Annotated in this window: 9 protein-coding genes and 1 pseudogene; 2 read left to right on the top strand and 8 right to left on the bottom strand. The window is 74.9% G+C overall.

The genetic code is table 11. The features are described 5' to 3' along the window. The 7 genes and pseudogenes from G9H71_RS23690 to G9H71_RS10810 form a co-directional block, all read right to left on the bottom strand. Window positions 1-194: pseudogene (locus G9H71_RS23690) on the bottom strand (DEAD/DEAH box helicase); the annotation flags it as partial. A gap of 7 nt (window positions 195-201) precedes the next feature. Then, window positions 202-534: a small basic family protein gene (locus tag G9H71_RS10835; RefSeq protein ID WP_166173447.1), complete on the bottom strand. Its 333-nt coding sequence runs from the start codon at window positions 532-534 to the stop codon at window positions 202-204. Then, window positions 531-1445 carry a DUF881 domain-containing protein gene (locus tag G9H71_RS10830; RefSeq protein ID WP_166281634.1) on the bottom strand — a complete coding sequence of 305 codons (915 nt, stop codon included), beginning with the start codon at window positions 1443-1445 and terminating at the stop codon, window positions 531-533. The genes G9H71_RS10835 and G9H71_RS10830 overlap by 4 nt, the downstream gene beginning before the upstream one ends. Before the next feature lie 62 nt (window positions 1446-1507). Then, window positions 1508-4003 (bottom strand): mannose-1-phosphate guanyltransferase, encoded by a 2496-nt coding sequence (locus tag G9H71_RS10825; RefSeq protein WP_166281632.1) that lies wholly within the window; start codon window positions 4001-4003, stop codon window positions 1508-1510. Then, a complete protein-coding gene (locus G9H71_RS10820) occupies window positions 4000-4689 on the bottom strand; it encodes a CDP-alcohol phosphatidyltransferase family protein (protein WP_166281630.1) in 690 nt (229 codons plus the stop codon). Before G9H71_RS10820 ends, G9H71_RS10825 begins: the two co-directional genes overlap by 4 nt. A gap of 126 nt (window positions 4690-4815) precedes the next feature. Next, entirely contained in the window at window positions 4816-6045 is a 1230-nt protein-coding gene (locus tag G9H71_RS10815) for an ROK family transcriptional regulator (RefSeq protein WP_166281628.1), read from the bottom strand. 48 nt (window positions 6046-6093) lie between these two features. Then, window positions 6094-6999, bottom strand: a complete 906-nt coding sequence (locus G9H71_RS10810; protein WP_166281626.1) for a methyltransferase domain-containing protein — start codon at window positions 6997-6999, stop codon at window positions 6094-6096. Between the two features lie 212 nt (window positions 7000-7211). Here G9H71_RS10810 and G9H71_RS10805 point away from each other — a divergent pair, with 212 nt between their 5' ends. Beyond that, window positions 7212-8747, top strand: a complete 1536-nt coding sequence (locus G9H71_RS10805; protein ID WP_166281624.1) for a heparinase II/III domain-containing protein — start codon at window positions 7212-7214, stop codon at window positions 8745-8747. Window positions 8748-8778: 31 nt separating this feature from the next. Further along, window positions 8779-9420, top strand: coding sequence for a CG0192-related protein (locus G9H71_RS10800; RefSeq protein WP_166281622.1), 642 nt, complete (start codon window positions 8779-8781; stop codon window positions 9418-9420). A 154-nt stretch (window positions 9421-9574) separates the two neighbouring features. Here the strand turns inward: G9H71_RS10800 and G9H71_RS24485 are convergent. After that, the coding region (locus G9H71_RS24485; protein ID WP_196791969.1) for a cell wall-binding repeat-containing protein at window positions 9575-12195 on the bottom strand (2621 nt) is incomplete at its 5' end.

The following is a 12195-nucleotide window of genomic DNA, read 5'->3' as shown; positions in this document are numbered from 1 at the left end:
CCGTTGCCCGAGCCGCCGTTGCCCGAGCCGCCGTTGCCCGCGCCGCCATTGCCCGAGCCGCCGCGGACCCTGCCCGCCCCGCCGCTCCCCCCACGTCCGCTGCCCCCGCGCCCGCTCGGCACGGGCCGGCGGGGCTCCTCACCCTGTCCCCCGGTACGCCGCTCGTCCCCGGGCGGTGGCGTGCTGGTGCTCACGGCGGCCTCAGGCCCCGAAGACCCGGCGCCGGATGGCGGCGACGTTGGCGAAGATGCGCACCCCCAGCACGATCACGACCCCGGTGGACAGCTGCGACCCGACGCCGAGCTGGTCGCCGAGGAAGACGATGAGCGCGGCGACGACCGCGTTGGACAGGAACGACACGACGAAGACCCGCTCGTCGAAGATCTTCTCCAGCGCCGCCCGCAGCCCGCCGAAGACCGCGTCGAGCGCGGCCACCACGGCGATGGGCAGGTAGGGCTGCAGCCAGAGCGGGACCGTCGGCTCGAGCACGAGCCCGAGGACGACGCCCACGACGAGGCCGATCAGGGGGATCACCGGGGCGCTCCTGACGAACCGGCGGACGGCGCGCCGTCCGCGACCGAGGCGTACCGCAGCGACAGGGCCGACGCGGCGGGGTGGTCCAGCGCCGCCTTGCGGTCCAGGCTCCAGCGGATCCCGAACGCGTCGGCGAGGTCGCGCAGCAGGCCGCCGCCGTCGCCGGAGTCGAAGCCGTCGCGCAGGCGCTGCGGGTCCCCGATGGCGGAGACGGAGTACGGCGGGGTGAGCGCCACGTAGTCGACGAGGATCGCGGCTCCGGCGGAGCGGATCGCGCTCAGCGAGGTCAGCCGGTGGCCGTTGACGGCGACGGACTCGGCGCCGGCGGCCCACAGCGCGTTCACGACGAGCTGCAGGTCCCGGTCCTGCACGCGCTCGGCGCCGTCGCCCTCGACCCCCACGCCCGCGGCGTCCCGCTCGGGGTCGTCGACCGTCACGACCACGCCGGGGCCGGTGACCCGCTTCGCGCCGGCCGCCAGCTCCAGGTCCTCGACGCGCTCGGCCAGGGCGGACTCCCCGCCCGCGGCCGACAGCGCCCCTCGGCGGGCGTCCTCGACCCGGGCGCGCAGGTCGCGCACGGCGGCCTGCAGGTCGTCCACCGCGGCGAGCCGCTCGTCGGCCTCGGCGGCAAGGGCGGCGCGTCCGGCGGCGTCGACGGGCTCACGCTCGCGCTCCTGCGCCGCGGCGACGCCGAGCACGGCGCCGGTCAGCGCCAGGCCGACGACGAGCAGCAGCACGGTGCGCCGCGGCGCCTCGGCCGGCGCGGCACCGGACGCGCGGCGGCGGGCGGCCGCGGCGTACGCGGTCTCGCTGCCCTCGAGGAGCAGGCCGCTCAGCAGCTCGGTCGTGGGGCTGTCGGGCAGCACCGCACGCAGTGGCCGGGCCGCTGCGCGCTCCTCGGCCACCACCATGGCGTCATCGTCGCACGCGGCAGAAGCGGTTCCGCCGTGGCGAGGCAGCGGGGCCGGCGCCTTCAGCCCTGGACCCGCTCGACGACCCGCGTCCACGAGTCGAGCAACTGCTCGGCCGCCTCCGCGGTCGGCCCCTCGGCCCACAGGTGCGTCACCGGCTCCGCGGGGTCGGGCAGCACCATGGCCCAGCAGCCGTCGGCCTCGACGACGCGGATGCCGTCGGTGGTGTCGACCTTGCGCTCGCCCGCGGCGTCGAACACCGTACGCATCACCGACCCCTTGGCCGCCCACGGCGTCGCGATGGAGCGGCGCGCGATGTGCGCGTCGGGAATGCGCGCATCGATCTCGGAGAGCTTGAGCTGGGTACGCGCCACCAGGCCGAGCAGGTTCACGAACGCGGCGATCCCGTCCACCATGCCGCTGGATTCCGGGACGACGAACCCGCCGCGCCCGTCGGCGCCCAGGATGAGCTCGGGGTCGCGGGCCGCCGCGGCGAGGTCGGCGGCAGAGGTCCCCGTCCACCGGATGCGTACGTGGTGGAAGCGCGCCACCTGCTCGCTCACCCGCGTCGTGGTGACCGGCAGGGCGACGACGCCCCGGTTGCGCTCGGCGGCGACGAGGTCGAGCACGACGAGCAGCCCCCGGTCGTCGTCGATGACCCGGCCGGTCTCGTCGGCGAGCGAGATGCGCTCCCCGACCGTGTCGAACCGGACGCCGAACGCCGCCCCGGAGGAGGCGACCAGTTCGCCGAGCCGGCGCAGCGCGGCCGCGCGCCCCTCGGCGGTCTCGGTCGGGTAGGTCTCGTCGAGCCGGTTGCCGAGGGTCAGCACGTCGACCCCGAGCCGGCCGAGCAGCGGTGGGAGCACCAGCGCGGCGGTGCCGCCGCCGGTGTCGAGGACGACCTTGAGGCCGGCCTCGGCGACCCCCCGGGTGTCGATGCGGTTGAGCAGGGCCACGACGTACTGCTCGTTGACCCGGCTGGGGAACTGCAGGTCGCCGATCTCGCCCGGGAACGCGCGGCGGTACTCCTGCCGGCTGAAGACGCGCTCGAGCTTGCGCTCCGCGGCCTGGGTGATGTCGGCGCCGCTGCCGTCCATGAGGACGATGTCGATGCTCTCGGGCACGCCCGGGGTGGTCCGCACGAAGACCCCGCCGACGCCTCCCTCCGCGGCGCGCAGCCGCGCGACGGGAAGCGGGACGGCCTCGAGGTCCTCGACGTTAAGCGCGGAGGAGTTCAGCGCGGCGATGACCGCACGCTTGATGGTCCGGGCGCCGCGGCTGTGGTCGCGCGCGGTGACGACGGTCGAGCCCTTGCGCAGCGTCGTCGCCCAGGCGCTGGCGAGCCGGACCGCGAGCTCGGGGGTGATCTCGACGTTCAGGATGCCGCTGACGCCGCGCGGGCCGAAGAGGCTGCGCTGCCCACGGGACTCGAAGATGACGCTCTGGTTGACGACCGCGCCGGCCTCAATGGTCTTGAAGGGGTAGACCTTGACGCCCGACTGGACGATGGCCTCCTCCTCGATGACGCACTCGTCACCGACGATCGCGCCTTCCTCGATGCGGCCGGCCCGCATGACGTCGGTGTTCTTGCCGACGACGCAGGCCCGCAGGCTCGTCTGCGGACCGATGAAGACGTTGTCGTGGACGACCGCGCGGTGCAGGAAGGCCCCGCTCTTCACGACGACGTTGCTGCCGAGGACGGTGTTCTCGCGCAGCTCGGCGCCGCCCTCGACCTTGGCGTAGTCCCCGACGTAGACCGGGCCGGCCAGCACCGCGTCAGGGTCCACCTCCGCGCCCTCGCCCACCCACACGCCGGGCGAGACCTCGAAGCCGTCGATCTCGACGTCGACCCGGCGCGAGAGCACGTCGGACTGGGCCTTGAGGTAGCTCTCGTGGGTGCCGACGTCCTCCCAGTAGCCATCGGCGACATAGCCGAAGATGGGTGCGCCCTTCTCCATCAGCTGGGGGAAGACGTCGCCGGACCAGTCGACCTGCTCGCCCTCGGCGACGAGGTCGAGGACCTCGGGCTCCATGACGTAGATCCCGGTGTTGGCGGTGTCGGAGAACACCTGCCCCCAGGTGGGCTTCTCGAGGAAGCGCTGGACGCGGTTCTCCTCGTCGATGATCGTGATGCCGAACTCGAGCGGGTTGCTCACCCGCTTGAGGCAGACCGTCACGAGCGCGTCGCGGTCGCGGTGGGCCTTGACCAGCTCGGTGAGGTCGATGTCGGTGAGCGCGTCGCCGCTGATGACGACGAAGGTGTCGTCGTGGAGCAGGTGATAGGCGTTGCGCACGCTGCCCGCGGTGCCGAGCGGGGTCTCCTCGGTGGCGTAGTGCAGGCTCATGCCGAGGTCTTCGCCGTCGCCGAAGTAGTTGCGCACGAGCGCCGCGAGGAACTGGACGGTCACCACGGTCTCGTCGAAGCCGTGCCGACGCAGGAGGCGCAGGACGTGCTCCATGATCGGCCGGTTGACGACGGGGAGCAGCGGCTTGGGCATGCTCGCGGTCATCGGCCGCAGCCGGGTGCCCTCGCCGCCGGCCATGACGACTGCCCTCATCGCCGGAGCCCTCCTTCCGCCCGTGGCGCGCCACTGCGCCTGCCGGCGCCCGCGCCCGCCACTGCGCGGCGCACCTGCACCGCGTAGAGCACCGCGGCCCACCAGTAGAGGACCACTCCCCAGCAGGCGAAGGCCCAGCCGACGACGTTCGCCGCCGTGGCGATCCTGCCCGTCCCGTCACCCAGCAGCAACAGGGGGAATGCGTAGAGCAAGTTCGCGGTCGCCGCCTTGCCCAGGAAGTGCACCGCGATGACCCCGTGCCCGTGCCGGCGGAGCACGAGGAGCAGGCCACTGGTGAACAGGTCGCGCGCGACCAGGGCGACGGTGAGCCAGAGCGGGATCACGTCGCGGATCGTCAGTCCGACGAGCGTCGCGAGGATGTAGAGCCGGTCGGCCGCCGGGTCGAGCAGCGCGCCGAGCCGGCTGGTCTGCCCGAGCAGCCGGGCCAACTTGCCGTCGAGCCAGTCGCTCACGCCGCTGAAGGCGAGGACGGCCAGTGCCCACCCGTCGTGCTCGGCCAGGATGAGCCAGAGGAAGAGCGGCACACCGAGCAGCCGCGCGAGGCTGAGCAGGTTGGGAACGGTCAGGACCCGGTCGGTGTCCTGCGGCTCGCTGTCCTGCTGGGCGCTGTCCTGCTGCGCACTGTCCGGCGGGGCAGCGTCCTCGGGCACGGGCAGGGGAGCCATCCCCGTGGCCCCCGGTCCCACCTCGTCACCGCGCAACGCAATGCCCCTGACGCCCGTCCGGCTCCGCCAGGTGACCCTACTTCAACGGCCCGTGCGTCGTCCCGGGCGCCAACCGGGGCGCGACCCTCACCCGGCGCGGCCACGGAGCACCGCCGCGGGCGGAGGCGAGGCGTCGAGCGCCAGGCCCACCGCGCCGAGGACCGCCGCCCGGTCCCCGAGCTCGCCCAGCGCGACGACCAGGTCGGAGGTGATGCCGGGCTGGGCGTAGCGGAAGATCGCCTGCCGCACGCTCTGCAGCAGGGGCTCGCCCGCTTGGCTCAGCTCGCCGCTGAGCAGGACGGCCTGCGGCTCGAGCAGGTTGCACAGGTCGCCCAGCGTGCGGCCGACGGCCCGACCGGCGTCGTCGAGAAGGCGCAGCGCACCCGGGTCGCGGCGAGCGACGAGCGCGAGCAGGTCCTCGACGGTCTGCAACTCCCACCGGGTCGCCTGCAGCGACCTGAGCAGCCCACCGACGCCCACCACGGTCTCCAGGCACCCGCGGCTGCCGCAGCGGCAGATGTCCCCGTCCTCGCGCACCTGGACATGGCCGATCTCGCCGGCGATCCCTCGGGTGCCGCGGCGGAGCCGGCCGTCGAGGACGAGCCCGGCGCCGATCCCGGTCGAGAGCTTGACGAAGACCAGGTCCGCATAGCCCTGGCCGGCGCCGTAGCGCATCTCCCCCACCGCGCCGAGGTTCGCGTCGTTCTCGACGCGGACGGGCAGGCCGACGCGACGCGAGAGCTCCTCGCCGGGAAGCAGCCCGGTCCACCCCGGCAGGATCGAGTTGGACTGCAGGGCGCCGGTCTCGGGCGAGACCGGGGCCGGCACGCCGAGGACGACCGAGCGGACGTCCTGGACCGGCACGTCGACGGTGGCCAGCGCCGCCGAGACCAGGTCGCGAGCCGTGTCCAGGGCGGTGGCTGCGGCCGAGTCCACGTCGAGCGTCACGGCCCGCTCGTCGAGCACGTCACCGGCGAGGCTCGCGACGGCCACCCGGATGTGCCCGTGCCCGAAGTCGACGCCGAGCACGGCGCCACGGGGGGCGGCCAGCGTGAGCACGGCGCCGGGCCGGCCGCGCCCGCGCTCGGGGTCGTGCCCCGGGCCGCGCCCCGTCGCCGTGCCGGGCGCGACGAGCCCACCGTCGACCAGGTCCTTGACGAGGCTGGACACGGTCGACGGCGACAGGCCCGTGACGCGGGCGATGTCGGCGCGGCTGAGCGCGCGGTGCTCCCGCAGCGCCGCGATCACCCGGCCCTGGTTGGCGGCGCGCAGGGCGCCGAGGTCACCCGCGCCGGCGGGCGGAGTCTCCCTCTGCACTCCGGCATTATGTGCAGAGCCCGTAGGAACAGTCAACGACCGGCGGGCTCACCCGGTGACGATCGCCTGGACACTGCTCATGAGGGCGGGGATCTCGTCACCGGGCAGGTAGGAGAACCGCACGCGCACCGCCTGGCCGGCCTGCACGTCCACCGGCCGGGCCAGCGGGACCACGAGGTAGTTCATCAGCCAGTCGACCGACGAGCCCGAGGACGGCTCGATCGCGAGCAGGTTCTTCGTCACCATCCGGATGGCGTTGAGCCGGCCCGGCTGGTCGATCGAGAAGGCCAGGTCGGCCTGGCACACCTGCGGGATCTCCCCGTCGTAGAGGAAGGACTGCCAGACCTGCGGGCCCGCCAGCCCGCGCGAGCGCGGCTGCGGCGCGAACGGGTCCTGGAAGTACGGAGCCGGCACGGTGTAGCCGTGGTAGGTGAAGTCCTGCTGCACCGGCTGCACCGCCTGCACGCACGCCTCCGGCAGGAAGCGGGGCATGGGGCCGAGACCCGCCGCCGCGTAGCGCGCCTTGAAGCCGCTGATGACCTCGATCTGCTTTTCGCGCAGCTGGCCGACGTGCATCATCTCGCAGAGCACGACGTCCACCGGCTCGCTCGGGACGTACGTCCGGGCGTCGCCGTGGACCAGCGTCACCGCGTCGCCGACGTTCGCGTTCAACGCGGCGCGCGCCGCTGCGAGCACGCCGGGCTCGCGCTCCACGGCGGTCACCGTCGCCCCCTGGCGGGCCGCGAAGAAGGAGAGCACCCCGGTGCCCGTCCCGAGGTCGAGCACGCGCATCCCCGGCTTCACGGCCACCGCGATGGCCTCGGCGAAGGAGTCCATGCGGTGCGGGTCCGTGAGCATGTTGGTGTGGTACTGCAGCGGGATGACGTCGGCCGGCATGCCGGTGTGCGGCGCGGCGAGGCCGAGGTCGATGGCGGAGAGCTTCGTCGGGGACATGCGGTGTCCTTCGCGTACGCGCGGGTCGGACCGTCCTGGTCCTCGACGCGGTGCGGGGCGAGCGGGCGTCCTGCCACCTTCGCGGGGCCGGGGCTCCCGGCCGTCTGCAGGGGTGTCGGTGCCATCGCTGCGCCGCTTGAGCCGTCCGGGTGACGGCCTCGTCCGGCCTCGACCGCCTCGCCCGGGGGGCTGGCGGCCCCTACAGTGCGCGCATGGCGGAGGCGAAGCGTTCGGAGGCGACGCGGGCGGAGGCGACACGCGCGGCCTCCGCGTCGGGCTGCGCGGCACCCGCTGCGCACCCGGTCCCGGACGGCGTGCCCATCAGCGTGACGCTGCCTCCGGCGCCGCCCTTCACCGTCGGCTCGGTCCCGCGCTCGTGGTGGCGCCGCCCGCCCGTGAGCGACCTGTCCTGGCAGCTCACCTTCCGCGGGCTCGCCTGGATGCAGCCGCTCGCCGCCCGGGCCGCCGCCGACGGGCAGGCCGCCTCGCTGGCCGCCCTGGTCGCGCAGGCGGTAGCCCTGCACCGGAACAACCCCGACCCCGGGACGAGCACGGACGGATGGGACGAGGGGACCGCCCTGCGGCGACTGGAGACGCTGAACTGCCTGTACGCCCTCACCCGCGACGAGCGGCTCCGGCCCGCCATGGCCGCGTGCGTCGCGGTCCAGTTTGGGCCGCGCTACTACGGGCCGCCACGGACCCGGGTGCACAACCACGGGCTGCTGGCCAACCTCCGGGTCGCCCGGGCCGGCCAACTGCTCGCCCGGCGGGACTGGCGCGACCGGGCGCTGGCCCGCATCCGGGCGGAGGCTCCGCTCGCCTGGACCGCCAGAGGCACGACGTGGGAGCAGGCGACGGCGTACCAGCTGGCGAACCTGGACCTGTGGACCGAGGCGGCCGAGGTGCTCGAGGCCGACGACCCCGGTGATGCGACGGCGCGGCTCATCCGCACCCTCACGGCGCGGGCCCGGGGCGTGGCGCGCTGGATGACCGAGCCCGACGGCCATCTCGTGCAGATCGGCGACTCCGGGCGCGACCGCGGGCTCACTCATCCGCAGGGCACGATGCGCCTGTTCCGCGACGACGAGGCCGGCTTCGTCATCGGCCGCTGGTCGTGGTCCGACCCCGCGACGACCTACTACACGCTGCGCTACGGGCCGCCGCTGCGCGCCCACGGCCACCAGGACCGCGGGGGCGTGACCTGGTCGACGGCCGGGGTGCGCGTGGTGGTCGACCCGGGCTACTACGCCTACGACCCGGAGTCGCGCTTCTTCGACTACCAGGAGGCGCCGGAGGCGCACAACGTGAGCCGACCGGCCACCGGGGCCCTGGCCGTCGACAAGCACGTCCGGCTCGTGTCCGTGAAAGCACAAAGCACGGCACACGCATTCAAAATCAGTGATTCGTTGTTCGGACGTTCGCACACGCGGACCGTCAACGTGAACAGCCGTACGCGCACCCTGCGGGTCGCGGACACCTACGCGGGGAAGGGCCAGCAGCTGCAGTTCTGGCACCTGCACGAGGCGTGGACGCTGACCCGGCGCTCCCCCGGACGGCTGGTGTTCAGGCATCCGGCGGGGCGCACCCTCACGCTCACCACGACCGGGGCGGTGTCGGCCGTACGCCGCGGCTCCTCGGCTCCCGTCGCCGGCTGGGTGTTCCCCCACCGCCACGACAGCGAGCCGGCGTCCCAGGTCACGCTGCGCGCGACCGGCAGCGTCCTGCGCACGACCCTGACCGTTCGGTGAACGGCACGGGCCGCTTGTAGCGTCTGCTCCCATGGCACTGATCCACAAGGCGGAGCTGCACCCCACCAAGCTCGAGCTGCTGGCCGCGTGGCTGCCCACGCGGCCGTGGTCCCGCGGCGCCGGGAACGGGCTGGAGCGGGTGGGGGCGTACCGCTTCGACGACCCGGACGGCGAGGTCGGGATCGAGACGTTCCTCGTGCGCGGGGGCGAGGGGCCGACGCTGCAGGTGCCGCTGACCTACCGCGGCGCCCCGCTCGAGGATGCGCAGGAGTGGCTCGTCGGCACCACCGAGCACTCGGTGCTCGGGACGCGATGGGTCTACGACGCCGCCCACGACCCGGTGTACGCCGCGGCACTGGCGCGGACGGTCCTGACCGGGGGCACCGAGGCGGTCGAGTACTACGAGGTCGACGGCCGCCAGGAGGCGCGCGCCTCGCTCGCGTCCGTCCGCGGCAGCGGGGCGCCCGGGACGCCCGTGGGCTCGCAGCCGCTCGCCTCCGTCGACGACGCCGACCCGACGGTGCTCCGGGTCGCCGGCACCGAGCTCGCGGTGCTCCGCGTCGTCGGACCCGGCGGGACGTCGGCGGCGCCGGCCGGGGCCGGGCCGGTGCTGACCGGCACCTGGGCGGGCCAGGAGGAGCCCGCGCTGCTCGCGTACGCCGTCGGCCGCTGAAGGGGCTGACGGCGGCCCGCGGGCTCCCGCACGATCGACCGGAGGCGGGCAGCAGAACGCCGCGGCGCCGCGACGAGGCAGAAGGCCGTCGTCGCGGCGCCGCTGGGCATCGGCCACCGGGCTCGCCGTCACGTCGTGGGCGGCGGGCCCGGCGTCAGCCGAGGTACTTCTTCGCCTGGGCCTCGACCGCGGCCGGGAGCGAGCTCGCGTCGCCGAGCACGACGATGCGCGTGGGACGCAGCCGCTTGAGCACCGAGGTCACGCTCTTCGGGAGCGTCTTGCCCGTGACGAGCAGCAGCGGGCCGCGCATCGCACCACGGCCGGCGCCGCTGGCCAGCGCGTCGTACACCGTCCGGCCGCTGGCGAGGTAGACCGTCCTCGACGCGGCGGACGCCGTCGCGACGGCGGCCGAGGTGTCCTGCGCGTCCTTGCCGGTGAGGCGGCGGACCGTCCTGCTCTTCGCGGCCTTCTTGATGGCCGCGAGCGCCTTCGCCGACACCTTGGCCGGCGAGCCGACCACGACGACGGTCGAGGGCCGCAGGCGCTTGAGCTCCTGCGCCGTCACCGGCGGGACCCCCTGCGGGTTGGAGTACAGCAGCGGCGCGTTCGCAGCGGCGGCCGCCACCCGTCCGACGAGCGCGTCCTCGGTGGACGTGCCCGCCACGACGTACACCGTCTTCGCCGTCTTGCCGAACGCCTGCTTCGACAGCGACGCGGCGGCCGCGAAGCGGTCCTTCCCGTTGGCGCGCACGACGTTGCCCTTGACCGCGTAGGCCTTGAGCGCGGTCTCCACGGCCGGCGTGACGACCGAGGTGCCGCCGACGATCACGATCTGCTTCGGCGCGAGCCGGGCCAGCTCGGCCGCGACCGGGCCGGGGATCGCGCTGGCGTCGGTGACGAGCACCGGCCCGCCGAGCCGGGCGGCGGCCGGCCCGGCGACGAGCGCGTCGGGCTTGGAGCCGACCACGAACGCGACCGGCACACCCTTGGCGAAGCTGGCCGAGGACGCGACGGCCGAGACCGTCGCCGGGTCGCCGCTGACGCGGGACAGGCCGAGCTTGAACGGCGTGGCCGTCGCCGGGCCGGCCGGGGCGGGCGCCACCGGGGCGGGCGCCACCGGGGCGGGCGCCACCGGCGCCGGCGAGGTGCCGGCCGTCGGAGCGGGAGCGGGGCCGGTGATGGGGGCCGGGGCCTGCGTCGCTCCGGTCGCCGGGGTGGTGGCGGCCGGGACGGGAGCCTGGACGGCCGGCGCAGCTGCCGGGGCGGGCACCGGGACGGGGACCGCCACGCTCGGCACCGGCGCCGGGAGCGGCGTCACGGCGGGCAGCGGCTCGGCCAGCACCGTGAGGCTCGCGGCCGAGGAGCGGACCATGCCCGAGGTGGTGGTGAATCGGGCGCGGTAGAGGCGTGCCGCCCCCGACGCCATCACGGTGAGCTTGCGCTCGGTCGCGCCCGCGACGTCCTCCCACGTGTCGCCGTCGAGGCTCGTCTCCCACTGCGTCGACAGGACCTCGTCGGTGATGGCGTCCGCCTCGAAGGACACCTCGCTGCCCGGGCGGGCGCTCACGTCGGCCGGCTGCGCGACGACCGCGACCGGGCGCACCGTGACGTCGGCTGCGGCCGTCGGCGTGCTGCCGGCGACGTTGGTGAAGACAGCGCGGTACGCGGTCCGCCCCGTGCCCGGCACCACCGACACGCTGGACGAGGTCGCACCTGGGATGTCGGTCCAGGTCGTGCCGCCGTCACGGCTCTGCTGCCATTGGACGGCGGGCTCCGGGCTGCCCGTCGCGGCGGCCGTGAGCGTCAAGGACTGCGCCGGGTCGATGGTGCCGCCGACGGGCTGCGCGAGGACCGCCGGCGCCGTGCGCACCGACAGCAGGGCCGCCGGGGAGGAGACGGAGCCCGCCGCGTTCGTGAGGACGGCGCGGTACCTGCGCCCGTCCCAGTCCTGCTGCGCAGTGACCGTCAGCGCGAGGCCGGTGGCCCCCGCGACCGGGAGCCAGCCGCCGTCACCCGTGGCGTACTCCCACTGAACCGTGGGCTCGGGGTCGCCGGTGGCGGCGACCTCGAAGGTGACCGCAGACCCCGCGTCGGTCAGCCGGTCCTGCGGTGCCGCGGTGACGACCACGGGGGCGTGCACGTCGAGGGTCGCGGGGTCGGACATGACCGCACCGGCGGCGTTCGTGAAGACGGCGCGGAACTGGGCGCCGTCGTACGCCCGGGTGGCGGGGACGGTGAGCGTGCCCGGCACGCCGTCGTCGTCGGCGACGGGCTCCCAGCTCTGGCCACCGTCGCGGCTGACGACCCAGGCCACCACGGGCGCCGGGTTGCCGGTCGCGCCGGCGACGAAGGTCACAGTGCCGCCCAGCACCGCGCTGGCGCTGTCGGGGTGGTGGCTCACGCCGGGCGCGGACGCGACGGCCAGGGACGCCGGGTCGGAGGCCACCGTGCCGTGGAGGTTGGTGAAGACGGCACGGTAGAGCTTGGCCGGGTCGCCAGCGCCGGGGACGATGACGAGGGTGCGGGAGACGGCGCCGAGAACGGGGTGCCAGGTGGCCCCGCCGTCCGAGCTGACCTGCCAGGTGACCAGCGGGGTGGGGAAGCCGGTGGCGCCGGCCGTGAACACGGCGGGCGAGCCCGCGGCCACGAGCAGGTCGACGGGGTCAGCGGTTACGGTCGGGCCGGCCGCCGGCGTCGGGTCGGTCGGCGTGGGGTTCGTGGGGATCGGGCTCGTCGGAACCGGGCTGGTCGGGACCGGGTCGGTCGGCGTCGGGC

Origin of the sequence: Motilibacter deserti, from assembly GCF_011250635.1 — a bacterium.
Taxonomy (GTDB): domain Bacteria; phylum Actinomycetota; class Actinomycetes; order Motilibacterales; family Motilibacteraceae; genus Motilibacter_A; species Motilibacter_A deserti.
This window is presented reverse-complemented; position numbering and strand designations above follow the sequence as displayed.